The sequence below is a fragment of the Streptomyces sp. NPDC037126 genome (assembly GCF_055605965.1).
Genome location: NZ_JBVJTD010000003.1, coordinates 15,869 through 39,322, shown reverse-complemented (window position 1 = coordinate 39,322; position 23,454 = coordinate 15,869). Strand labels below are relative to the sequence as shown.

Genomic DNA, 23,454 nt, shown 5'->3' with positions numbered 1-23,454 from the left:
CCACGGCCCGTGGTCCCCGTTGTCAGTGCGCACCCGCACAATGGATCCGGAAGGCGCAGTGGGACGGAAAGGGCGGCTTGACCCATGACGGTGTGGGACGACCTCGTCGGTCAGGAGAAGGTGAGCGCGGTGCTCGACGCCGCCGCGCGGGACGCCGACGCCCTGGTCACCGCCGTCGCGGCGGCCGAGCCGCTGCCGGAGGCGTCGAAGATGACCCACGCCTGGCTGTTCACGGGCCCGCCCGGAGCGGGCCGGAACCAGACGGCGCGGGCCTTCGCCGCGGCCCTGCAGTGCGTGAGCCCCGACCGCGCCCTCGGCGGATCTCCCGGCTGCGGCTTCTGCGACGGCTGCCACACCGCGCTGCTCGGCACCCACGCGGACGTCACGACGGTCGCCGCGGTCGGCTCCGAGATCCTGGTGAAGGACATGCGGGACACGGTCCGCAAGTCGTTCACCGCCCCGGCGAACGGCCGCTGGCAGATCATCCTCGTCGAGGACGCCGAGCGGCTGAACGAGAAGTCGGCCAACGCCGTCCTCAAGGCCGTGGAGGAGCCCGCCCCCCGCACGGTCTGGCTGCTGTGCGCCCCCTCCATCGAGGACGTCCTGCCGACCATCCGCTCCCGCTGCCGCCACCTGAACCTGCGCACCCCGTCCGTGGACGCGGTCGCCGACACGCTCGTGCGCCGCGACGGCATCGAACCGGAGGTCGCGGCTGCCGTCGCCCGTGCCACCCAGGGGCACGTGGACCGCGCCCGGCGCCTGGCCACCGACCCGGCGGCCCGTGAGCGCCGCGCGGCCGTGCTGAAGCTGCCCCTGCGCCTCGACGAGGTGGGCGCGTGCCTCAAGGCCGCCCAGGACCTGGTCGACGCGGCCGCCGAGGACGCCAAGCAGCTCGCCGAGGAGATGGACGGCAAGGAGGCCGAGGAGCTGAAGGCGGCGCTCGGCGCGGTGCAGGGCGGCCGGCTGCCACGGGGCACGGCGGGAGTGATGAAGGACCTGGAGGACATGCAGAAGCGCCGCAGAACCCGCACGCAGCGCGACAGCCTCGACATCGCCCTCGGTGACCTCACCGCCTTCTACCGCGACGTCCTCGCCCTCCAGCTCGGCTCCCGGGTGGCGATCGCCAACGCCGACGCCGAGGACGCGCTGGAGCGCCTGGCCCGGGGCAGCCGTCCCGAGTCCACCCTGCGCCGCATCGAGGCGATCGGCGCCTGCCGAGAGGCCCTGGACCGCAACGTGGCGCCGCTGCTGGCGGTGGAGGCGATGACGATGGCACTGCGGGCGGGGTGAGAACCCGGCCGGGAGGCGCGTGCTCGGGCCGAACCCGGCGGGAAGGAGCGGTGCCCGGCCGGAATGAGCGGTACCGCTGCCGGGGAGGGCTGTTCTTGGAGGACCGGGGGACCGTCACCGGGAGGCCGACCGACGATGCCCTTGGTACGAAGCCGCCGACACTGTCCCCCGTACGAGGCCACATGGCGTACGCAACGCATCCGGAGCGTCGCGCAGCGTTACGCTCGCTTGATGCACACCAGGCCATCCCCCGGCACCCGGAAACCGGCCCGTTTCGCGGCCGCCCTCCTCATGGCCGCAGCCCTGCTCGTGTCCGCCTGTTCCGCCGGCAGCTCGACCACGTCGGCGAGCAACGCGGCGGACGCGGTCCTGGCCGCGCTGCCGAGTTCGACGCCGTCGGCACTGACGCCGTACTACACGCAGCGGCTGCAGTGGCGCAGCTGCGGCGTCCCCGGCTTCCAGTGCGCGACGATGAAGGCCCCGCTGGACTACGCCAGGCCGGGCGCGGGCGACCTGCGGCTCGCCGTGGCCCGGAAGAAGGCCACCGGCAAGGCCAAGCCCCTCGGTTCGCTGCTGGTCAACCCGGGCGGTCCGGGCGGCTCGGCGATCGACTACCTGCAGCAGTACGCCGGCATCGGCTACCCGGCCGAGATCCGCGCCCGCTACGACATGGTCGCGATGGACCCGCGCGGCGTCGCCCGCAGCGAGCCCGTGGAATGCCTCAACGGCCCCCAGATGGACGCGTACACGAAGACGGACCTGACCCCCGACGACCAGCAGGAACGGGACGCCGTGGTCGCGTCGGACAAGAAGTTCGCGGCGAACTGCGAGGCGCACTCCGCGCGCCTGCTGCGACACGTCTCCACCGTCGAGGCGGCGCGGGACATGGACATCCTGCGGGCGGTGCTCGGCGACCCGAAGCTGAACTATGTCGGGGCGTCGTACGGCACCTTCCTCGGGGCGACGTACGCGGGCCTGTTCCCGAAGCGGGTGGGCCGTATGGTCCTGGACGGCGCCATGGACCCGTCCCTCGACTCCCTCCAGATGAACGTGGAACAGACGGCCGGCTTCGAGACGGCGTTCCAGGCCTTCGCCAGGGACTGCGTACGGCACTCCGACTGCCCGCTCGGCGGCAAGGGCACCACGCCCGCGCAGGTCGGCGACCACCTCACGGCCTTCTTCCACAAGCTGGACGCCCACCCCATCCCGACGGGCGACGCGGACGGCCGCAAGCTGGTCGAGTCGCTGGCCACCACCGGTGTGATCGAGGCGATGTACGACCAGACGACGTGGGCGCAGCTGCGCGAGGCGCTGACCTCGGCGATGAAGGACAACGACGGCGCGGGCCTGCTCGCCCTCGCCGACACCTACTACGAGCGTGACGCCAAGGGCCACTACAGCAATCTGATGATGGCCAACGCCGCCGTGAACTGCCTGGACCTGCCGCCGACCTTCAGCGGGCCCGCCCAGGTGGAGAAGGACCTGCCCGCCTTCGAGAAGGCGTCCCCGGTCTTCGGCGACGGCCTCGCCTGGGCCTCGCTGAACTGCACGTACTGGCCGGTGAAGGCCACCGGAGCGCCGCATCGCATCGAGGCGAAGGGCGCGGGCCCGATCCTGGTGGTCGGCACCACGCGCGACCCGGCGACCCCCTACCGCTGGGCCCGCTCCCTGGCCCACCAGCTGGCCTCGGGACGCCTCCTGACGTACGTCGGCGACGGCCACACCGCGTACGGCCGCGGCAGCGCCTGCATCGACTCCGCGATCGACACCTACCTCCTCCACGGCACCCCGCCACCCGTCGGAAAGCGCTGCTCATAGCCCCACCGCCGGCACCGGAGCCACCCGCTCCGGGGCCGGTACGAAGCACCCCCGGAAACTGTGTAGACTTACCGACGTTGCTGATCGCACCATTGGTGCAGTCGGCGTGCCGCTTTAGCTCAGATGGCCAGAGCAACGCACTCGTAATGCGTAGGTCTCGGGTTCGAATCCCGAAAGCGGCTCCACTGGAACCCCGGGTCGGACTTCGTCCGCCCGGGGTTTCGTCGTGTCCGGGGCGGACCACTCGCGTGCGGGGCGTGGGTCCGCCGGCTCGGCGGGTACCGCGCCGGACCGGTGAGGTGAGCCGCGGCTCCGGCCGGTAAGAACCGTACGGGGGCTTGGTCATGCGGGGAGCCGGGGTTCGTCTGTCGCGGGCAAAGCGCCGCAAAAAGGATGCAAAGGCAATCGGGGTCGGGCGAACCCACGGACCTGGGGCAACATCTTGGTGAACGATGGGCGCACCGCGCGGTCAGGGCGTGGTGCCGTCGTCGGCCGGATGGGGTGAGGGACGTGGTGGAGCCGAGGATCGCCGTTGCCGTGGTGACCATGGGCAACCGGCCCGCCGAGGTCGACGCCCTGCTGGAGTCCGTGGCCAAGCAGGACCTCCCCGCCGCCCGCATCGTGATCGTCGGCAACGGCTGCCGGCTGCCCGAGTTCGCGGACCGGCTCTCCCTGCCCGGCGAGGTCACCACCATCGACGTGGACGAGAACCTCGGCTGCCCGGGCGGCCGGAACGTGGCCCTCGCCCGGCTGCGGGAGTTCGGTGACGTCGATGTCGTCGTCGAGCTGGACGACGACGGGCTGCTCGTCGACGCCGACGTGCTGCGCCGGGTGCGGGACCTGTACGCCGCCGACCCGCGCCTCGGCATCGTCGGCTTCCGCATCGCCGACGAGCACGGTGAGACCCAGCAGCGGCACGTCCCGAGGGTCGGCAAGTCCGACCCGATGCGCGGCGGGTACGTCACCGGGTTCCTCGGCGGCGGGCACGCCCTGCGCATGGACATGCTGGCCGAGACCGGGGACTGGCCTGCCGAGTTCTTCTTCGCGCACGAGGAGACGGACCTCGCCTGGCGGGCCGTCGATGCCGGCTGGAAGATCCGTTACTCGCCCGAGCTGCTTCTCCAGCACCCCAAGACCTCACCGGCCCGGCATGCCATCTACTACCGCGTCAACGCCCGCAACCGCGTCTGGCTCGTCCGGCGCCGGCTGCCGCTGCCGCTCATCCCGGTGCACCTCGCCGTCTGGACGCTGCTCACTCTCGCCCGCACCCGCTCCACGGCCGGGCTGAAGGCGTGGTTCGGCGGCTTCCTGGAGGGCCTGAGGGAATCCCCCGGCGAGCGCCGCCCCATGCGCTGGCGCACGGTCCACCGCCTCACCCGACTCGGCCGCCCGCCGGTGATCTGACCTGCGGGCGGGGGCGGCGGACAGCGGGTGGCGCCCGCCGGGGGAGTGCCGGCGGAGGGGCCCGCGTCGACCGGCGCGAGGGGGTCGTGCACTGCCCGGCCGGCGGGGCTGCCGCGCCGGTTGACGCGCGTGATGCCTAGGTCCGCTCGACGGACGGCAGTTCCTGGCGGGGCCCGCCGGTGCGGCTGAGTGCCCGATCCGGGCGGTACGCCGGAGTCCTTGACCCGGTCGCCGTGAAAGGGGGTCCCGTTAGGGGGGACGGGACGCGGCCCCGGTCGTTCACCTCCGCCGACCGGGGCGCGTGTGCGTCCCCGGATCCGGCCTACGGCGACACTCCCCCGAGTTACGCGACATACGCGCGCGCCGTCGGGCCAGATCCGATGGAATGATCACATCAGGGGGCGCCAACGGATCGCTAACATGTGGCCAACGGTTCGTCGGCAGGTCGCGAGCCGGTTGGCCGGAAGTCGCCGAGTGACAGCGAAACAGGGCGCTGGACAGGCCGTTCCGGAGCCGCAGCGGCACGCAGAAGGTGGCGGGAAACCGCTGTGAACAGGACGGAATTCCGCCAGGGGACGGCGGGCGCCCGCCCGTCGCGGAGCATGGTCGGCCCCGACCGCGCGGGAAGGCAGGGGAGCGGCGTGATGCGGCGGTACGAGCTGCGGTTCGGACTGCTGGGGCCGCCGGTCCTCTACGACCGACCGCCGTACGGTATCTCGTACGAGGCTCCCGGCCAGGTCTCTTCCCCCCTTCCGGGCCCCTCGGAGCCGGCGACCGCCACCGTCGACGCCTCCGACGACGGCGTCCGTCCCATCGGCAGCCCCAAGGTGCGGGCCCTGCTCGCCGCCCTGCTGCTGGAGTCCGGCAGGGTCGTGTCGGTCGAGTCGCTGAAGGACGCCCTGTGGGGCGGTGCGCCCCCCGTCTCCGCGCAGGCCTCCCTGCACAACCACGTCACCCGGCTGCGCCGGCTCCTGGACGACCCGGAGCGGCTGAGGGCCGTACCGCCGGGCTATCTGCTGCGCGTCGACCAAGGCGAGTTGGACGTGCACGTGTTCGACGCCCGGGTCACCGAGGCGCGCGCCGCGCACGCCCGGCGTGACTGGACCGGCGTCGCGCGGGCGTGCACGGCCGCGCTCGCGCTCTGGCGCGGCACCCCGCTCAGCGGGCTCCCCGCCGATCTCGGCGGCTACGCCCTCGTGCAGCGCCTGGAGGAGGCGCGGCTGCTCCTCCTGGAGTGGCGCTACGACGCCGAACTCGCGCTCGGCGGAGCACGACTGACCGCGCTGGTCCCCGAGCTGGCGGCCCTCGTCGCCGAGTATCCGCTGCGCGAGGCGTACCACCGGCAGCTGATGCTCGCCCTGCACCGCACCGGGCGCCAGGCCGAGGCCCTCGCCGTCCACCGCGATCTGCGCGCCCGTCTGGTCGAGGAACTCGGCGTCGAGCCCGGCCCGGCGGTCCGGGAGGCGCATGTCGAGGTGCTGCGGGGGAGCGACGGCACGGCGAGCGCGCAGACGCGGCACCGCGACAAGGGGCACGGCGACCTCCGGCGACCGGCCGGGGGACATCGCCAGGGCGAAGGCGTGGACGCCGCCACCGACCTGGCGACCCACGGCGGTGGGGAGCCGGCGGTCGTCGCCGGCTCCCCGCGCGAAGGGAACCCGGCCGCGCGGCAGATCCCGCGCCCCGCCCAGCTCCCGGCTCCGCCGGCCCATTTCACCGGCCGGTCCGACGCGCGCCGGGCGCTGCGCCAGGCACTGAACGAGCCGCCCGCCCCGGCCCCCGCCGTCGCCGTGATCTCCGGCATGGCGGGCGTCGGCAAGAGCGCGCTCGCCCTGCACGTGGCACATGAGCTGCGGGAACGCTTCCCCGATGGCCAGCTCTACGTCAACCTGCACGGCGCGACGCCCGGCATGACCCCGCTCAGCTCCGTGCAGGCGCTCGGCGCACTGCTGCGCGACCTCGGCGCCGAGCCCCGGAGAATCCCCGAACACCCGGACGCGGCCGCCGCGTTGCTCCGCTCACTGCTCGCCCCCACCCGCACCCTGCTGGTGCTGGACGACGCGGCCAGCGCGGCCCAGGTACGGCCGCTGATGCCGGCCGGACCGGGCTGCGCGGTGATCGTCACCAGCCGCTCGCCGCTGACCGCCGTCGACGGTGCCCGGCGCTTCCCGCTCGGCCCGCTGACCGGCGAGGACAGCGCGGCCCTGCTGCGCGCGGTGAGCGGCCGCGAGGGACTGGACGCCGGGCACGCCCTGGTCGAACTGACCGGCAGGCTCCCGCTGGCCCTGCGGGTGGTCGCCGCCCGGCTCGCCGCCCGGCGCGCCCTCACCCCGGACGTACTCGCCGGTCAACTGGCCGCCACCGGAGGGCGGTTGCATCACCTGGAGTACGACGACCTGAGCGTCCGGCGCTCCCTTGCCGTCGCCCACGACGCGCTTGCAGCCGCCGAGCGCGAGGCCGACCGGGACGCGGCCCTCGCCCTGCGCCGCATCGGCGCGCTCGACCTGCCGACGTACGGCGCCCCGCTCATCGCCCGTCTCACCGGCACCGACGAGCGCCGGGCCGAGGCCGCGCTGGACCGCCTGGTCGACGTGGCCCTGCTGGAGGAGACCGCGTACGGCCGCTACACCCCCCACGACCTGGTCCGCGACTTCGCCCGCGAACTGGCCGACACCCACGACGACTTCCACACCACCCCCCTCGAAGCCGTCTTCACCACGCTCCCCGCCCCCGGTACGGCAGTCTCCCGCCCGGCCCCCGCCCCTGACGCGCCCCCGGCTCCGGCGCCCGGCACCGCCGCCTCCCACCCGGCCCCCGCGCTCGGATCGGCGGCCCCTCACCCCGGCCCCGACCTCGATCCGCCCACACCCCCCGCCCCCGTCAGCACCGCCCCGCTCACCCTGGAGCTGGCCGCCCTGCGTTGGTACGCGGCCGTGGCCGAGCGGGTGTTGATGGTGGTCGTGGAGCCGGGGCTGGACCGGGAGGACCGGCGGCGGCCCACCTCGGCGCAGCCTGCCGAGCTGGCGGCGGACGTGGCCGCGCTGCCGTTCTTCGAGTCGGCCGAGCAGGCGTTCGCCTGGGGGGAGACGGAACTGGAGAACGTCGTCGCCCTGGTGGCGCGGAACGCGGACACGACCGACCCGCACAAGGCCGCGCACCTGTCGGCGCTCGCGCGGCTGCTCTTCCCGTATGCGCAGCGCAACGGACGGGTCGCGGAGATGGAGGTGCTCGGGCGGGCCGCGCTCGGGGCGGCGCGGCGGCTCGGGGACGCGGCGGCCGAGGCGTACGCGCTCGGTGACCTCGCGGGCCTGCATTTCCTGACCGGCCGGCAGAACGACGCCCTCGCCCTGACCGACCAGTCCCTCGAGATCTGGCGGCGGCTCGGCGTGGCCTCCCGGATCCGGCGCTGCCTGAACAACCGCGGGCTGCTGCTGGAGGGGCTCGGACGGTTCGAGGAGTCGGGGGAGGCGCTCCGGCAGAGCCTCACCTACTCGCGGCAGCTGAACGACCCCTACGGCGAGGCCGTCACCCACAGCCATCTCGGCAACCTCTACGAGCACACCGATCCGCGCACCGCCATCGAGCAGCACCGCCGCTCGCTGGCGATCGGGGACGCGATCGGCGCGGTCATCGTGCAGCACTCGGCGCACTGCAACATCGGTTACGCCCATCTCAGCCTGGCCGAACCGGCCTCGGCCGCCCGGCACTTCGAGGAGAGCCTGCGCATCCTGGGCGGTCACGGCGACTGGCACGGCGAGTCCCAGACCCGGCTCGGCCTGGTCCGCGCGCTGCGCCAGCTGGGGGAGTCCGAGCGGGCGGGCAGCGAGTGCGCCGAGCTGCTGCGCCGGGCCGACGCCCGCGCCGACCGCTACATGGGCGGCCTGGCCCGCCACCAGCACGGTCTGCTGCTGCGTGAGCAGGGGCGGCGGGCGGAGGCGCACGACAGCTGGCGCGCGGCGCTCGTGGCACTGGGCGGCACGGACGAGCAGGCGGTGCAGGCGGAGCTGCGGGAACTGCTGGCGGACTGAACCGGCGGGCCGGACCGGCCTACTTGGCGTCGGCATAGCACTCGACCACCGCCGTGGTGAACGGGAACCGCACCGGTGTGTCGCCGAAGGTGAGCCGCCCGGCGAGGTCGGAGGACTCGCGGATGGCCCGGACGACCGTGTCCGCCTCCTCGGCGGGGCAGTGCACGATCACCTCGTCGTGCTGGAAGAAGACCAGTTCCGCCCGCAGGTCCGCACAGGCCCGGCGGAGGGCGGCGAGCAGCAGCAGGGCCCAGTCGGCGGCGCTGCCCTGCACGACGAAGTTCCGCGCGAAGCGGCCCCGCGCGCGGGAGTTGGTGGAGGCGTAGCCGGGGACCCACGCGGCCTGGCCGTCCGCCGGCGCCTCGGGGTCGTCCTCGCCGACGGGGATGCCCGCCTCCTCCGCCGCGTCCTCGCCCGCGCCGGCGGCCGGCGGGCAGGTGCGGCCCAGCCATGTGCGCACCAGCCGGCCCTCCTCGCCCGCGCGTGCCGCGTCGTCGACGTAGGCGACGGCCCGGGGGAAACGGCGGCGCAGCGCGGCGAGGTTCTTCAGGCCGTCGCCGGATGTCTGGCCGTAGACCGCTCCGAGCACGGCCAGCTTGGCCTCGTCGCGGTCGCCGGAGAAGGCCCGGTCGGAGACGGCCTGGTAGAGGTCGCTCTCCTGGCCGGCGACCTGCATCAGTCCGGGGTCGCGGGAGATCGCGGCCAGGACGCGCGGCTCCATCTGGTCGGCGTCGGCCACCACCAGCCGCCAGCCGGGGTCGGCGACCACGGCCCGCCGGATCACCTTGGGGATCTGCAGGGCGCCACCGCCGTTGGTCACCCAGCGCCCGGTGACCGTGCCGCCGGCCTGGAACTCGGGGCGGAAGCGGCCGTCGCGCACCCAGTCCTGCAGCCAGGACCAGCCGTGCGCCACCCAGATGCGGTACAGCTTCTTGTACTCCAGGAGCGGCTCGACGGCCGGGTGGTCGACGGACCGGATCTCCCAGCGGCGGGTGGAACGCACCTTGATCCCGGCCTGGGCGAAGGCCTTCACCACGTCGGCGGGCAGGTCGGGCCGCACCCGGCGGCCGAAGGCGGCGGAGACCTGGTCGGCCAGCTCGGTGAGGCGGCGCGGCTCGCCCCGGCCCGCGTACCGCTCGCCCAGCAGGTCGTGCAGCAGGCCGCGGTGGACCTCGGCGCTCCAGGGCAGCCCGGCGTGGTTCATCTCCGCCGCCACCAGCATCCCGGCCGACTCGGCGGCGGTCAGCAGCCGCGTCCGGTCGGGGTGGGCGGTCCGGCCGTGCCGCCGCTGCTGGTCGGCGTAGACCGCGAGCAGGTCGGCCAGCGGCAGACGGGTGCCGGTGGGCTCGAACAGCGGGGACTGGGCACCCGGTTCGGCCGCGCGCTGCGGCGGATCGGGCGGTACGGGGCCGCCGCGGAGGCGGGCCAGGGCGGCGGCGGCCGAGCGTGGCTCGCCGTACCGGCCCTCGTGGCCCAGCAGGAGTGTTTCGGCGTCCTCGACGTCGTAGCACCGCTCCACTCGCACCCCCGTGGCGAGCAGACGCGGGTAGACGTCGGCGGTCGACCGCCACACCCAGCGCGTCACCTCCGGGCGGCTCCGCACCGCCCCGGCGGGATCGCTCTCCCGCCGCACCGGCCCGGCGGGCAGCCCGTCCGGGCCGAGGGGGGCGACTTCCACGCCGCCGTCCTCGGCCGGTGCGAGCGCCCACCGGTCGGTCATGACTGCGAGTGTGGCAGGGGGTACTGACAATGGCCGTGACCTGCGGTTTCAGTCCTCCTGGGCGGATTCCTGGCGCTGTTCGAGGAGCAGCGCCAGGACCTTGCCGAGGTACTCCTCGGCCGCCGCCTTGGTGATGCCGAGGCCGCTGAGGACGCCTTCGCCGTTCTCGTGCTCCAGCAGGGCCAGCAGGATGTGCTCGGTGCCGATGTAGTTGTGGCCGAGCCGGAGGGCCTCGCGGAAGGTGAGTTCCAGGACCTTCTTGGACTCGGGGCCGTAGGGGATGAGATCGGGGACCTCGTCCGCGGCCGGCGGCAGTGCGGCGGTCGCGGCCTGCCGTACGGCGTCCAGGAGGACCCCCTGGGCGGTGATCGCCTTCGCGGCCAGACCCTCCGGCTCGGCCAGCAGCCCGAGGACCAGGTGCTCGGGCCTGCCCTCGGGGTTGCGGGCGGCCACCGCCTCGTTGTGCGAGGCGACGACCACGTTCCGGGCGCGGGGGGTGTAGCGGCTGAAGCCCTGGCTCGGGTCGAGGTCGGTGGACTCCTTCGGCACGAACCTCTTCTGTGCCGCCTGCCGGGTGACGCCCATGTTCTTGCCGATGTCGGTCCAGGACGCGCCGGAGCGGCGGGCCTGGTCGACGAAGTGCCCGATCAGGTGGTCGGCCACGTCACCGAGGTGGTCGGCGGCGATCACCGCGTCCTGGAGCTGTTCGAGGGGTTCGGTGCGGACCTTCTTGATGGCCTCGATGAGGTCGTCGAGGCGTACGGAAGCCGTGATGTTCGGGTTGGTCGCCATGTGTCAACCGTAGGTTGCGCACCGGCTGCTGTCAACCGATGGTTGACACTGGCGTTCACCTCGCCCTTCTTGCCGGAGATTGCCCCGCTTCTGTGCGATCGTCGGCGGCACAGCGAGGTGAAGCGTTGTCCACAGGCTGTGGACAGTTGTCCGGTGCTGTCGGCGGGGCGTGGCACGATCGGCGGTGTGACCAGTACTGCCAGCACGGTCGAACGCGCCTTCCGGGCCGCGCTCTACGACGACACCGACACCGGCCTCGACACGGGCGCCTCCCTGCTCGCCTCCGACCCCGCCGCCGACGCGGAACTCGCGCGGCGGGGCGAGGAGTTCGTGGCGACGGCGTGGCAGCGCGGCTGGCAGCCCGCCGACGTCGTGCGCCTGGTGCGGCGCGAGCTGGAGGAGGCCCACGCGCGCCAGGCCGCCGCGCTGATCCGTGCCCAGTCCGGGCGGGACCGTCCGCGCGGGCGCCGCTGGACCGCCCAGCTGGAGGACCTGCCCGAGGGCCCCGCGCGCGAGGCCGACCGCTTCTCGCACGCCACCGCGGTCCTGGAGCTGTACCGCCTGCTGCTGCGCCTGCCCGCCCTGGAGCCCCTGGAGGAGGAGACCCGGCGCGCGTCCGCCCCGGCCGCCTCCCGCATGCTCACCCGCATCCGCGCGCTGCTCGCCAAGGCCGAGGCGACCGGCTTCCCGGAGGAGGCGGAGGCGCTGAGCGCCAAGGCGCAGGAGCTGATGGCGCGGCACAGCGTCGACGAGGCGCTGCTGGCCGCCGAGGCCCCCGCGCCGGACGCGCCCGGAGCCTGCCGGATCGGGGTCGAGCCGCCGTACGAGCAGGCCAAGGCGGTCCTGCTGCACGCCGTGGCCACCGCCAACCACTGCCGCGCGGTGTGGAACGAACCGCTGGGCTTCTCCACGGTCGTCGGCTTCGAGGCGGACCTGGAGGCCGTCGAACTGCTCTACACCTCGCTGCTGGTGCAGGCCACGCACGCGATGACCAAGGCGGAGGCGGCCCAGCGGGCCGGCGGGCGCAAACGGACCAAGACCTTCCGTCAGTCCTTCCTCGCGGCCTACGCCCACCGCGTCGGCGACCGGCTCGCGGCCGCCGCCGAGACGCAGGTGACCCAGGACCTGCTGCCGGTGCTGGCCACGCGTGCGATAGCCGTCACCGGCCGCCTGGAGCGCATGTTCCCCGAGACCACCACGACCCGGCTGCGCGGGGTGAGCGACGCCGCGGGCTGGACGGAGGGCGCGGCGGCTGCCGACCGTGCCCAGGTCAGGGCGCGCCCCCGGCTGGAGTGAGGCTCAGTCCCCGACCTGCTGGAAGGCGCTGACGGAGGCGTTCGGCTTGCTCTGGGCGCCCTGTCCCGCGACCGGGCCGTACTTCCAGGGGAAGCTCTGCGCGCTGTCGCCGCCGGGCAGGGTGATGTGCAGCTCCGTGGCCGCGAGGCTCGTCGAGTCCCCGTCCTTGCCGCGCACGTAGGTGATCGTGAAGGTCGCGGAGTCGCCCTTGGCGAGCTTCAGCTGCTGCGCCTTCGAGCCCTTCTGGGCGGACAGCTTCACGGAGGCGCCCTTCTGGGCGAGTGTGACGCCGGGGAAGTGGTCCAGGGTGCAGGGCTTGCTCTGGTTGGTGATGCTGACGGGCACCTCACCGGTGTCACCGGCCGACGGGGCGACGCTCGCCGCCCCGACCTGCATGGACACGCCGCCGATCGCGCAGGCCGAGCTGTCCTTTGCACCGCTCTTGCTGCTGCTGCCGTCGTTGCAGGCGGTCAGCAGCAGGGCGGCGGCGAGAGCGGTGACGGTGAGCGGAATGGCGCGCATGAGCAGGTCCCATCGAGGTCGTGACGGTGCCCCAGCATCATGGCGCCTACGGCGCACACCGTTTCGCGCGCCCCTACGGAATCACCGCTTCAGGTGCTTCCCGGGGCGCCAGGCTGCCATGGCCAAGCCCGGCGGAACCGAGCCGCTGTCGGTCGCAGCCGGTGGCACGGAACTGCTGTCGCAGCCGGTGGCGCGGAGCTGCTGTCGTGGAACCCGGGCAGAACCCGGCAGCCCCGAACTGCCACCGCGAGCCCCGGGTGAAGCCCATCGGCCCCGCGCCCCGCGTCACTTCTTCGGACGAGTCGGCAGCCCCGACGGCAGCTTGCCGCCCTCGGCCTTGGTGTACGTCTCCTGGCCGACCTTGCCCGACCAGGTCACCTTCATGGCTTTGCCGTCGACCGAGTCGACCATCCCGGTGACCCGGTCCTTGCTGCCGTCGGTGCAGGCCAGGTGGATCATCTGCATGCCGGCCTCGGCGCCCGCGGTCCCGCTGCACACGGTGCCTCCGGTCGCGAAGATGCCGGCCCGCTTCCCGGTGATCACCAGCGCCACGATCCTGCCGCCGTTGGTGGTGAGCCAGCTGCCCTGGAGCTTGGTGGAGGCGCCGGTCACGCCCGAGGAGGCCGCGGCCGACGAGGGCGCCGGGCTCGCGCTCGGCGTGGGGGAGGAGTGGTCCTTGCTGCCGCCGCCGCTGCACGCCGTCAGCGTCAGCGCGCCCACCAGGCCCGCGGTCAGGGCCGCGACCCGCACCCTTGCACCGACCGATGCGCTGACCGAAGCAGTCGCCGAAGTCACGTGAGGCTCCCAAGCTGTAGCGTCCGGCCGCCCTCGGCCGGACGGCCCGCAGCAAGCTACCAGCAGTCAACAAGAGCGCTTCCGTACGCCGGGCAGGAATCCGTTGTGAGCCTGCTCGCGCCGGCCGCCCCGCCCTCGGAGGGCCGGCTCTACAGGTAGGGGATTGCCTACGCTTGACCAGTAGGGAATTCCCTACCTATCGTCTGGCCCATGAACGTCACCCACGCCTCCTTCGTCACCCTCCCCGTCGCCGACCAGGACCGTGCCCTGCGCTTCTACCGGGACGTGCTCGGCTTCGAGGTCACCGCCGACCTGCAGATGCCGCCCGGACGCTGGCTCCAGGTGGCGCCCGCGGGTGCGCAGACCGCCTTCACGCTCTCCGGTCCGGGCATGGGGGATTTCGAGCCGGGCTCGGCCCGGGGGATCATGTTGGTGACGACCGATGTCGACGCCGACTGCGCGCGGCTCGCCGAGGCGGGCACCGAGGTGCAGGGCCCGGACGAGTTCCCGTGGGGCCGGATGGCCTCCTTCCGGGACCCCGACGGCAACGGTCTGATGCTGCTGACGGAGAAGGAAGGCTTCTGACGGCCCCATGAACGGGACGGGTACCGCCACCGAGGACCGCGTCTTCGCCGCGCTCGCCAACGCCACCCGCCGCGAGGTGCTGCGGCTGCTGCGCGAGCGCGGACCGCAGCCCGTCCAGGCCCTGGCCGACCACTTCGACATGCGCCGCCCGAGCCTCTCGGAACACCTGAAGGTCCTCAGGGAGGCCGGCCTGGTCTCCGAGCAGCGCTCCGGCCGGCAGCGCATCTACCGCCTGGAGGCGGCCCCGCTCGCGGACGTGCAGGACTGGCTCCATCCGTATGAGCGGTTCTGGCGCGAGCGGCTGAAGGGCCTCGGCGATCTCCTCGACCGCATGCCCGACGATGACCGTCCATGAACACGGAACCCGACGGCGACGCGGACGACCTCACCACGATCCGCGTCGACCAGTTCTTCCCCCACCCGCCCGCGAAGGTCTGGCGCGCCCTGACCGAGCCGGAGCTGCTCGCCCGCTGGCAGATGCCCGGCGCCGGGGACTTCCGCCTGGAGGTCGGCCATCGGTACCGGATGACCTCCGTCCCGCGTCCCGGCACCCGGTTCTCGGGGGTCGTCGAGGTGCAGGTCCTGGCCTACGACAGAGAGCGGATGCTGTCCCTCCGCTGGGTGGACGCCGATCCCGCCAATCCCACGGACTGGACCATCACCTGGACCCTGGAACAGGAAGGGCGCGGTACGCGTCTGTTCCTAGTGCACGAGGGGTTCGATCCGGACGACCCGGCTCAGCTGATGGCGCGCAAGATCATGGGCGGAGGATGGAAAGGGCATGTCCTGCCTGCTCTTGGGCAGGCGCTGGAACAGCTTCGGTGAGATGTCGGCACATCGCCAGGTAAAGCACACGTCAAAGCTGTAATCACGGGACCACCCCGCGTGCACGTGCATCTGCTCATGCATCTGCACGTGAACAGGGTTATGATCCGGGTCAGTTGACCAAGCATCTATGGCCACCAGCCAGTGCACCACCGGGGAGCGACCTGTGGACCGCGACGTGGACGGCGTGTACGGGGGGTACGACGTGTACAACGGCATGGCTGCCGCGCAGCTGGACGGAGTGGCCTGGCAGAAGAGCAGGCACAGCAACTCGCAGGGATCCTGTGTGGAGTTCGCCCGCCTGCCCGGCGGCGAGGTCGCCGTGCGCAACTCGCGCTTCCCGGACGGGCCGGCGCTCGTCTACACGCGGGCGGAGATCGAGGCGATGCTCCTCGGTGTCAAGGACGGAGAGTTCGACCACCTCGTCGCGAGCTGAGGAATCACCGGACCGGCGCGCGCCGGGTGGCAACGATGTCGGCAGGAATCCCTGCCTCAACGCGCGTAGAACCCGGGCGCGCAAAAGTGCCGGCGTTGCTTCAGTCGCCCGTCGGGAGCCGGAACATCGCCCAGACGACCTTGCCCTCCAAGGTGCCGGCTAGCGGGTGCCAGCCCCAGCTGTCGGCGAAGGAGTCGACCAGGAACAGCCCGCGGCCCGACTCGGCCGAGAAGTCGTCCGAGTCGCGCGGCGCCGGCGTCTCGTGGCTCGGGTCGCGCACCGCGCACACCAGCCGCTCCGTCCAGCGCATCAGGTGCAGCCGTACGGACGGGCGGGCGTCGGCGCGGCCCGGGTCGGCGCGGTGGCAGTCCCCCCGCTCGGGCGGGGCGGCGTGCCGCAGGGCGTTGGTGACGAGTTCGGAGACGACCAGGCATATGTCGTCGAAGCGGTCGCCGACGTCCCACTGGTCCAGGGTGCCCCGGGTGAACCGCCGGGCCTCGCGCACCGCTTCGTAACGGGGCGGCAGGGCGCAGGAGGCGGCATCGGACACGGCCGCGGGATCCAACGGCGGAAGGCCCTGCCGTAACGGCTTGAGCATGGTCGATCCATTCGTCCCCATGCGAGGCACTCCCGGGAATTCGCGGTCGTTGCGATGCAGCGGTGGCGCGGCACCATGGTTTCGGATGCGAAGGGCAGATGCAAGGGCAGATGCACGTGCACGCGACCGAAATGGGGCCTCCCGTACCGCTTCTTGGCCATTTTTTCCGCCATCTTGGCCGTGGTTGTCGCCAGAGGTCCGGACCTCTTCCCGACGTCGACTCGTCGAAAACGGCCGACCTGTCTCCGTTTCCGTAACCGGACGAGTACTGCGCGAAGCTTTTTAGTGGCAGACTGCGGCACCTGAAGACGGTTGGGGAGGCTGGCGAACGTGAGCGCGGGAGAGCCCGGATCGGTGGTGCGGCGGATGCTGCTCGGCTCGCAACTCAGGCGACTGCGTGAAGCCCGGGGGATCACGCGCGAGGCGGCGGGCTACTCGATCCGCGCCTCCGAATCGAAGATCAGCCGGATGGAGCTGGGCCGGGTGAGCTTCAAGACCAGAGACGTGGAAGACCTGCTGACGCTGTACGGCATCACCGACGAGGCGGAGCGCCAGTCCCTGCTCTCCCTCGCCCGTGAGGCCAACGTGGCGGGCTGGTGGCACAGTTACACGGACGTCCTGCCCAGCTGGTTCCCCACCTATGTGGGCCTGGAGGGCGCCGCGTCGCTGATCCGCGTCTACGAGGTGCAGTTCGTGCACGGCCTGCTCCAGACCGAGGAGTACGCGCGCGCGGTGGTCCGCCGCGGCATGAAGGGCGCGAGCGCGGACGACGTCGAACGGCGGGTCGCGCTGCGCCTGGAGCGCCAGAAGTACCTGCTGTCGGACCACGGCCCCGAGTTCCACATCGTCCTGGACGAGGCCGCCCTGCGCCGCCCCTACGGTGACCGCGAGGTGATGCGCGGCCAGCTCCAGCGCCTGATCGACGTGTCCGAGCGGCCCAACGTGCGGCTGCAGGTCATGCCGTTCGGCTTCGGCGGGCACTCCGGCGAGAGCGGCGCCTTCACCGTCCTCAGCTTCCCCGAGTCCGACCTGTCCGACGTGGTCTACGTGGAGCAGCTGACCAGCGCCCTGTACCTCGACAAGCGCGAGGACGTCGCCCAGTACGAGCAGGCCCTGAAGGAGCTGCAGCAGGACAGCCCCGGCCCGGCCGAGAGCCGCGACCTTCTCCGAGGTCTCCTTCAACTCTCTTGATGCGCAAGTACGATGACGTGCGATCAGACCGTGTCCGGGATCTGGCTACGCTAGTGATTGAGGGATCACATGTCGTCCTACTTCAGCGACCTGGCCCAGCAGTACATCGACGGTGAGTGGCGACCGGGCACCGGCTCCTGGGACGTCATCGACTTCAACCCCTACGACAACGAGAAGCTGGCCTCGATCACGGTGGCCACGGTCGACGAGGTGGACCAGGCCTACCGGGCGGCCGCCCGCGCCCAGAAGCAGTGGGCCGAGACCAACCCCTACGCCCGGCGCGCGGTCCTCGAGCGGGCGCTGAGACTGATAGAGGACCGTGAGCAGGAGATAGCCGACCTGATCATCACGGAGCTGGGCGGCACACGCCTGAAGGCCGGCTTCGAGCTGCACCTCGCCAAGGAGTTCCTGCGCGAGTCCATCCACCTGGCGCTGCGCCCCGAGGGGAAGATCCTGCCCTCCCCGGTGGAGGGCAAGGAGAACCGGGTGTACCGCGTGCCGGTGGGCGTCGTCGGCGTGATCAGCCCGTTCAACTTCCCCTTCCTGCTGTCGCTGAAGTCCGTGGCGCCGGCCCTCGCGCTCGGCAACGGCGTGGTCCTCAAGCCGCACCAGAACACCCCGATCGCGGGCGGCACCCTGATCGCCAGGATCTTCGAGGAGGCGGGCCTGCCCGGCGGCCTGCTCAACGTCGTCGTCACCGACATCGCCGAGATCGGCGACGCGTTCATCGAGCACCCGGTCCCGAAGGTCATCTCCTTCACCGGCTCCGACGCGGTCGGCCGGCACGTCGCCACCGTCTGCGCCGCGAACTTCAAGCGCTCGGTGCTCGAACTGGGCGGCAACAGCGCGCTGGTGGTGCTGGACGACGCCGACCTCGACTACGCCGTGGACGCCGCGGTCTTCAGCCGGTTCGTCCACCAGGGCCAGGTCTGCATGGCGGCCAACCGGGTCCTCGTGGATCGCTCCGTCGCCGACGAGTTCACCGAGAGGTTCGTCGCCAAGGTCAGGACCCTCAAGGTCGGCGACCCGCGCGACCCCGGGACCGTCATCGGCCCGGTGATCAACTCCACGCAGGCCAACGCGATCTCCGGCGCGGTCGAGCAGGCGCTCGCCGAGGGCGCCACGGCCCTGGTGCGCGGCGCCACCAGCAACAACCTGGTCGAGCCCACCGTCCTCACGGGCGTCCCGGCCGACTCCGCGCTGCTGCGGCAGGAGGTCTTCGGGCCGGTCGTCTTCCTCGTCCCGTTCGACGGCGAGGAGGAGGCGGTCCGGATGGTCAACGACACCCCCTACGGCCTCAGCGGCGCCGTCCACACGGGTGACATCGAGCGGGGCGTCGCCTTCGCCAAGCGGATCGACACCGGCATGTTCCATGTGAACGACGGCACCGTGCACGACGAGCCGATCGTGCCCTTCGGCGGCGAGAAGCACTCCGGCCTCGGCCGCCTGAACGGCGAGACGACCCTGGAGGCCTTCACCACCGTCAAGTGGATCTCGGTGCAGCACGGACGGAGCGGGTTCCCGTTCTAGCCCGGTGCCGAACGGCCCTCGCTGTTACCGGAGAATCGCGGGCCCTTGCGGACAGGATCTGACCTAAAGGGCCCGTAGCTTCGTTCGTGTCGGGGCGAGCGCCCGGGCGAACCGAGGAGAGGCGGCCGGTCATGGTCACGCACGTGCCCGCGGAGGCGAACGGTGACGAGCGGGGAGCGCTGCTGGCGTTCATCGAGGAACAGCGCGGCGGGATCCGCCGGGCGCTGCTCGGGCTGACCGAGGAGCAGGCCCGGACCCGTCCGAGTGCCAGCGAGCTGAGCCTGGCCGGCCTGCTCAAGCACGTCGCCGAGGTCGAGCAGAGCTGGATCGCCCGGGCCCGGCAGGAATCGCCGGCGATGAAGCGCGACGAGTCGAACTGGCACGAGACCTTCCAGCTGGTCGGCGACGAGACGGTGGCCTCGCAGCTCGCGTACTGGGAGCAGGTCGCCGCCGAGACCGAGAAGTTCATCCGCTCCGCGCCCAGCCTGGACGACACGTTCCCACTGCCGCCCCAGCCCTGGTTCCCGCCGGAGGGCCGTGTCTCGGTGCGCTGGGTCTGTCTGCACCTCATCCGTGAGACGGCCAGGCACGCCGGCCACGCGGACATCATCCGGGAGTCCCTGGACGGGAAGACCGCGTTCGAGCTGGTGGCGATGGAGCGGGCGGCCGGCTAGCGCGCCGTCGTACGGGTCCCCCTCGGGCACCGCGTGCCCGAGGGGGACCCGAACGGCTCGGCCCGCCTGCCCCTAGTGGTGGAACCCGGTGGCCGCCTGCTTGTCACGGTCCAGCGGGTGCGGCTGCCGTCGCAGATCCGGCAGCAGCCGGGACAGATCGCTCACGAACAGGTCCGCCAGGTCGTGGGAGAAGCCGTTTCGGCACACGATCCGCAGCACGGACAGGTCCTCGCGGTTGGCCGGGAAGGTGTACGCGGGCACCAGCCAGCCGCTCTCGCGCAGCCGCCGGGAGACGTCGAAGACGTCGTACGACGTGACCGAGTCGGCCGTGGTGAGCGCGAACACCGGCAGCTCGTCCCCGCGCGTGAGCAGCCGGAAGTCGCCCAGCGCCTCGATCCGTTCGGCCAGGGAGACGGCCACGTCCCGCGTCGACTGCTGCACCGCGCGGTACCCCTCGCGGCCCAGCCGCAGGAACGTGTAGTACTGCGCGACGACCTGGGCGCCGGGCCGGGAGAAGTTGAGCGCGAAGGTCGGCATGTCGCCGCCGAGGTAGTTGACCCGGAAGATCAGCTCCTCGGGCAGCGCCTCGGCGTCCCGCCACAGCGCCCAGCCGACGCCCGGGTACACCAGCCCGTACTTGTGCCCCGAGGTGTTGATCGAGGCCACCCGCGGCAGCCGGAAGTCCCAGACCAGGTCCTCGTCCAGGAAGGGCGCCACCATCCCGCCGGACGCGCCGTCCACGTGCACCGGGACGTCGAGACCGGTCCTCTCCTGGAGGGCGTCCAGGGCCGCGCACAGGTCGGCGATCGGCTCGTAGGAGCCGTCGAAGGTCGAGCCGAGGATGCCGACGACCCCGATGGTGTTCTCGTCGCACAGCTCGGCAGCCGCCTGCGGGTCCAGGTGGAAGCGGTCGCCCTCCATGGGCACGAGGCGGGCCTCGACCTCCCAGAAGTTGCAGAACTTCTCCCAGCACACCTGGACGTTGATCCCCATGACCAGGTTGGGCCGCGCGGCCGGGTACCGGTCGGGGTTGCGCTGCATCCAGCGCCGCTTCAGCGCCATCCCGGCGAGCATGCACGCCTCGCTCGACCCGGTCGTGGAACAGCCCACGGCGGCCGCGGGGTCCGGCGCGTTCCACAGGTCGGCGAGCATCGCCACGCAGCGCCGCTCCAGCTCGGCCGTACGCGGGTACTCGTCCTTGTCGATCATGTTCTTGTCCCGGCACTCCGCCATCAGCACCCCGGCCTGCGGCTCCATCCAGGTGGTGACGAAGGTGGCCAGGTTCAGGCGGGAGTTGCCGTCCAGCATCAGCTCGTCGTGCACCAGCTGGTACGCCGTGGACGGGGACAGCGGGGACTCCGGGAGCCGGTGCGTGGGCGGGGCCTCGGTCATGCCGCCGACCGGGTTGGCCTCCCCGTAGAACGGGTTGACCGACAGCACCCGCTCCTGATGCTTCTCGGGACCTTTGTGCAGGGCCATGGGCGTGCCTCCTCTGGGCCACCATATGCGGACAGCACAGGCCCGACATCCGGAATGACCCGGACCCGGACCCGGACTTGCACCTCACGTGGCGTGAGGCCGCAGCGTGGACGGCGTACCGACGAAAAGGAGCGGAAAGTGAGCTACTCCGTGGGACAGGTCGCGGGGTTCGCCGGGGTCACGGTGCGCACCCTGCACCACTACGACGAGATCGGCCTGCTCGTGCCCAGCGAGCGCACGTACGCCGGGCACCGGCGCTACAACGACGCCGACCTCGACCGGCTCCAGCAGATCCTGTTCTACCGGGAGCTCGGCTTCCCGCTCGACGAGGTCGCGGCGCTGCTCGACGACCCGGACGCGGACCCGCGCGCGCACCTGCGCCGCCAGCACGAACTGCTGACCGCCCGGATCGAGAAGCTGCAGAAGATGGCCGCGGCCGTCGAACACGCCATGGAGGCACGCGAGATGGGCATCAACCTGACCCCGCAGGAGCGGTTCGAGGTGTTCGGGGACGACGACCCCGAGCAGTACGCCGAGGAGGCGGAGGCGCGCTGGGGTGACACCGAGGCGTACGCCGAGTCGCAGCGCCGCGCCGCCCGCTACACCAAGGACGACTGGCAGCGCATGCAGGCCGAGTCCGACGCCTGGACGGAGCGCTACACGGCCCTGCTGGCCGCCGGCGAGCCGCCGACGGCCGAGGCGGCCATGGACCTGGCCGAGGAGCACCGGCGGCACATGGGCAAGTGGTTCTACGAGTGCCCGTACGAGATGCACCGCTGCCTGGGCGAGATGTACGTGTCCGACCAGCGCTTCAAGGCGTACTACGACGGCCGGCGGCCCGGCTTCGCCGAGCACCTCAGGGCGGCGATCCTCGCCAACGCCGACCGCCACGCCTCCTGACCGGCCCTGGTCCGGGGGTGCATGGGGGTCACTCCCGGGCCAGGACGACCGCCGTGCCGTAGGCGCAGACCTCGGTGCCGGCGTCCGCGGCCTCGGTCACGTCGAAGCGGAACGCGAGCACCGCGTTGGCCCCACGCGCGCGCGCCTGCTCCACCAGGCGCTCCATGGCCTGGTTGCGGGTCTGCACGAGCGTCTTGGTGAGGCCCCTCAGCTCACCGCCGATCATCGACTTCAGACCGGCGCCGATCTGGCTGCCGAGGTGCCGGGAGCGCACGGTGAGCCCGAAGACCTCACCGATGACCTGCTGCACCCGGTAGCCGGGCACGTCGTTCGTCGTCACGACCAGTACGTCCGGCTGCGGCCCCTGGCCACCGCCGTAGTCCTCGAGTCCCATGAGTCACAGCTTTCTCCCAGTCGTCCCACAGTGCATCCTGGGGCCACCGGGGGAACCTGGGGCGGTCACATCACGTTGATAGCTTTGTGCGGCCGTACTACCCGGACACCGTAGCCGCCCTCATCCCTCTCAGGAGCCCGGACCCGTGATGACACTCGCCCTCGGCCCGAGCTGGCTCGATCCCAACTATCTGCTGAACACGTACAGCGTGTGGGGCCTGCTGCTCGTCGTCTTCGCCGAGTCCGGTCTGCTCATCGGGTTCTTCCTGCCCGGCGACTCGCTGCTGTTCACCTGCGGTCTGCTGATCACCACCCACCAGCTGAACTTCCCGCTGTGGGCCGCGATCGCCCTGATCTGCCTCGCCGCCGTCCTCGGCGACCAGGCGGGCTACATGTTCGGCAAGAAGGTCGGTCCGTCCCTGTTCAACCGGCCGGACTCGCGCCTGTTCAAGCAGGAGAACGTCACCAAGGCGCACGAGTTCTTCGAGAAGTACGGCCCGAAGTCCCTGGTCCTGGCCCGCTTCGTGCCGGTCGTGCGGACGTTCACGCCGATCATCGCCGGCGTCAGCGGCATGCGGTACCGCTCGTTCGTGGTCTTCAACGTCATAGGCGGCACCCTGTGGGGCGCGGGCGTCACCCTCCTCGGTTCCTGGCTCGGGAAGCACGCGCTCGTCAGGAACAACATCGAGGCGATCCTCATCCTGATCGTCCTCGTCTCGGTGGTCCCGATCGCCATCGAGTACCTGCGCGCCCGCGCCAGGAACAAGAAGGCCCAGCAGAGCGAGCCGGAGGCCCCCCAGCAGCCCCGGGCACCCCTCCACCAGCAGGCGCCGGTCATGGACGACGCCACGACGAGGCTGCGCCGCATCGACCCGGAACCGCAGTACGAGCAGCCGTACCAGCCCCAGTACCAGCAGCCCCAGTACCAGCAGCAGCCCGTGCACCAGGGACAGCAGCAGTACTGGAACCAGGGCGGCTACGATGAGCAGCACTACGGTCGGCAGCAGTACCCGCAGCAGCAGTACGACCAGAGCCATTACGGGCAGGGTCAGTACGGCCAGGGTGAGTACGGGCAGGGTCAGTACGGCCAGAACCCGCAGGGCCAGAACCCGCCGGGCCGGAACCAGTACCCGTACGACTACGACCAGGGCGACCACCGCACCCAGTGAGCGGCGCGG

General features: G+C 72.1%; 21 protein-coding genes and 1 tRNA gene. 15 read left to right on the top strand and 7 right to left on the bottom strand.

Annotation, left to right across the window (positions count from 1 at the left end):
- Window positions 1-84 precede the first annotated feature (84 nt).
- The 5 genes from ACZ7FF_RS08835 (at window position 85) to ACZ7FF_RS08815 (ending at window position 8,540) form a co-directional block, all read left to right on the top strand.
- A complete protein-coding gene (locus ACZ7FF_RS08835) occupies window positions 85-1,290 on the top strand; it encodes a DNA polymerase III subunit delta' (protein ID WP_470810662.1) in 1,206 nt (401 codons plus the stop codon).
- Window positions 1,291-1,521: 231 nt separating this feature from the next.
- A complete protein-coding gene (locus ACZ7FF_RS08830) occupies window positions 1,522-3,108 on the top strand; it encodes an alpha/beta hydrolase (RefSeq protein ID WP_470810660.1) in 1,587 nt (528 codons plus the stop codon).
- Between the two features lie 108 nt (window positions 3,109-3,216).
- A tRNA-Thr gene (locus ACZ7FF_RS08825) sits at window positions 3,217-3,293 on the top strand.
- Window positions 3,294-3,618: 325 nt separating this feature from the next.
- Window positions 3,619-4,512 (top strand): glycosyltransferase family 2 protein, encoded by an 894-nt coding sequence (locus tag ACZ7FF_RS08820; RefSeq protein ID WP_470810659.1) that lies wholly within the window; start codon window positions 3,619-3,621, stop codon window positions 4,510-4,512.
- A gap of 644 nt (window positions 4,513-5,156) precedes the next feature.
- Window positions 5,157-8,540 carry an AfsR/SARP family transcriptional regulator gene (locus tag ACZ7FF_RS08815; protein WP_470811424.1) on the top strand — a complete coding sequence of 1,128 codons (3,384 nt, stop codon included), beginning with the start codon at window positions 5,157-5,159 and terminating at the stop codon, window positions 8,538-8,540.
- A 19-nt stretch (window positions 8,541-8,559) separates the two neighbouring features.
- On the opposite strand, the gene ACZ7FF_RS08810 is transcribed toward ACZ7FF_RS08815, so the two are convergent.
- Both ACZ7FF_RS08810 and ACZ7FF_RS08805 read right to left on the bottom strand, forming a co-directional pair.
- Complete coding sequence (locus ACZ7FF_RS08810; RefSeq protein WP_470810658.1) at window positions 8,560-10,260, bottom strand: bifunctional 3'-5' exonuclease/DNA polymerase; 1,701 nt, start codon at window positions 10,258-10,260, stop codon at window positions 8,560-8,562.
- Between the two features lie 48 nt (window positions 10,261-10,308).
- Entirely contained in the window at window positions 10,309-11,052 is a 744-nt protein-coding gene (locus ACZ7FF_RS08805) for a Clp protease N-terminal domain-containing protein (RefSeq protein WP_470810656.1), read from the bottom strand.
- A gap of 186 nt (window positions 11,053-11,238) precedes the next feature.
- On the opposite strand from ACZ7FF_RS08805, the gene ACZ7FF_RS08800 reads away from it, so the two are divergent.
- On the top strand, window positions 11,239-12,348 hold the full coding sequence (locus ACZ7FF_RS08800) for a DUF2786 domain-containing protein (RefSeq protein ID WP_470810655.1): 1,110 nt from the start codon (window positions 11,239-11,241) through the stop codon (window positions 12,346-12,348).
- Between the two features lie 3 nt (window positions 12,349-12,351).
- On the opposite strand, the gene ACZ7FF_RS08795 is transcribed toward ACZ7FF_RS08800, so the two are convergent.
- Entirely contained in the window at window positions 12,352-12,870 is a 519-nt protein-coding gene (locus ACZ7FF_RS08795; protein WP_470810654.1) for a DUF4232 domain-containing protein, read from the bottom strand.
- A 285-nt stretch (window positions 12,871-13,155) separates the two neighbouring features.
- Window positions 13,156-13,665, bottom strand: a complete 510-nt coding sequence (locus ACZ7FF_RS08790) for a hypothetical protein (protein ID WP_470810652.1) — start codon at window positions 13,663-13,665, stop codon at window positions 13,156-13,158.
- A 210-nt stretch (window positions 13,666-13,875) separates the two neighbouring features.
- Between ACZ7FF_RS08790 and ACZ7FF_RS08785 the strand changes: the two genes are divergently transcribed.
- The 4 genes from ACZ7FF_RS08785 (at window position 13,876) to ACZ7FF_RS08770 (ending at window position 15,511) form a co-directional block, all read left to right on the top strand.
- Window positions 13,876-14,250, top strand: coding sequence for a VOC family protein (locus ACZ7FF_RS08785; RefSeq protein ID WP_470810651.1), 375 nt, complete (start codon window positions 13,876-13,878; stop codon window positions 14,248-14,250).
- 7 nt (window positions 14,251-14,257) lie between these two features.
- Window positions 14,258-14,605 (top strand): ArsR/SmtB family transcription factor, encoded by a 348-nt coding sequence (locus tag ACZ7FF_RS08780; protein WP_470810650.1) that lies wholly within the window; start codon window positions 14,258-14,260, stop codon window positions 14,603-14,605.
- Entirely contained in the window at window positions 14,602-15,075 is a 474-nt protein-coding gene (locus tag ACZ7FF_RS08775; RefSeq protein WP_470810648.1) for an SRPBCC family protein, read from the top strand. Before ACZ7FF_RS08780 ends, ACZ7FF_RS08775 begins: the two co-directional genes overlap by 4 nt.
- A 166-nt stretch (window positions 15,076-15,241) precedes the next feature.
- The gene (locus ACZ7FF_RS08770) at window positions 15,242-15,511 is read left to right on the top strand and encodes a DUF397 domain-containing protein (protein WP_470811423.1); all 270 of its coding nucleotides are present in this window, start codon (window positions 15,242-15,244) and stop codon (window positions 15,509-15,511) included.
- 100 nt (window positions 15,512-15,611) lie between these two features.
- Here the strand turns inward: ACZ7FF_RS08770 and ACZ7FF_RS08765 are convergent, their stop codons facing one another.
- The gene (locus tag ACZ7FF_RS08765; RefSeq protein WP_470810647.1) at window positions 15,612-16,130 is read right to left on the bottom strand and encodes an ATP-binding protein; all 519 of its coding nucleotides are present in this window, start codon (window positions 16,128-16,130) and stop codon (window positions 15,612-15,614) included.
- Between the two features lie 345 nt (window positions 16,131-16,475).
- Between ACZ7FF_RS08765 and ACZ7FF_RS08760 the strand changes: the two genes are divergently transcribed.
- From ACZ7FF_RS08760 to ACZ7FF_RS08750, 3 genes are all read left to right on the top strand, one after another.
- Complete coding sequence (locus tag ACZ7FF_RS08760) at window positions 16,476-17,300, top strand: helix-turn-helix domain-containing protein (protein WP_470811421.1); 825 nt, start codon at window positions 16,476-16,478, stop codon at window positions 17,298-17,300.
- A 69-nt stretch (window positions 17,301-17,369) separates the two neighbouring features.
- Window positions 17,370-18,830, top strand: coding sequence for an aldehyde dehydrogenase family protein (locus tag ACZ7FF_RS08755; protein ID WP_470810646.1), 1,461 nt, complete (start codon window positions 17,370-17,372; stop codon window positions 18,828-18,830).
- Between the two features lie 131 nt (window positions 18,831-18,961).
- Window positions 18,962-19,504 (top strand): DinB family protein, encoded by a 543-nt coding sequence (locus ACZ7FF_RS08750; RefSeq protein ID WP_470810645.1) that lies wholly within the window; start codon window positions 18,962-18,964, stop codon window positions 19,502-19,504.
- Window positions 19,505-19,576: 72 nt separating this feature from the next.
- Here the strand turns inward: ACZ7FF_RS08750 and ACZ7FF_RS08745 are convergent, their stop codons facing one another.
- Window positions 19,577-20,983: a glutamate decarboxylase gene (locus ACZ7FF_RS08745; protein WP_470810643.1), complete on the bottom strand. Its 1,407-nt coding sequence runs from the start codon at window positions 20,981-20,983 to the stop codon at window positions 19,577-19,579.
- Window positions 20,984-21,121: 138 nt separating this feature from the next.
- Here ACZ7FF_RS08745 and ACZ7FF_RS08740 point away from each other — a divergent pair, with 138 nt between their 5' ends.
- Window positions 21,122-21,883 (top strand): MerR family transcriptional regulator, encoded by a 762-nt coding sequence (locus ACZ7FF_RS08740; protein ID WP_470810641.1) that lies wholly within the window; start codon window positions 21,122-21,124, stop codon window positions 21,881-21,883.
- A 28-nt stretch (window positions 21,884-21,911) separates the two neighbouring features.
- Here ACZ7FF_RS08740 and ACZ7FF_RS08735 read toward each other — a convergent pair whose 3' ends face one another.
- On the bottom strand, window positions 21,912-22,277 hold the full coding sequence (locus ACZ7FF_RS08735; RefSeq protein WP_470810639.1) for a YbjQ family protein: 366 nt from the start codon (window positions 22,275-22,277) through the stop codon (window positions 21,912-21,914).
- Window positions 22,278-22,422: 145 nt separating this feature from the next.
- Here ACZ7FF_RS08735 and ACZ7FF_RS08730 point away from each other — a divergent pair, with 145 nt between their 5' ends.
- Entirely contained in the window at window positions 22,423-23,445 is a 1,023-nt protein-coding gene (locus ACZ7FF_RS08730; RefSeq protein WP_470810638.1) for a DedA family protein, read from the top strand.
- The last annotated feature ends 9 nt before the right edge of the window (window positions 23,446-23,454 follow it).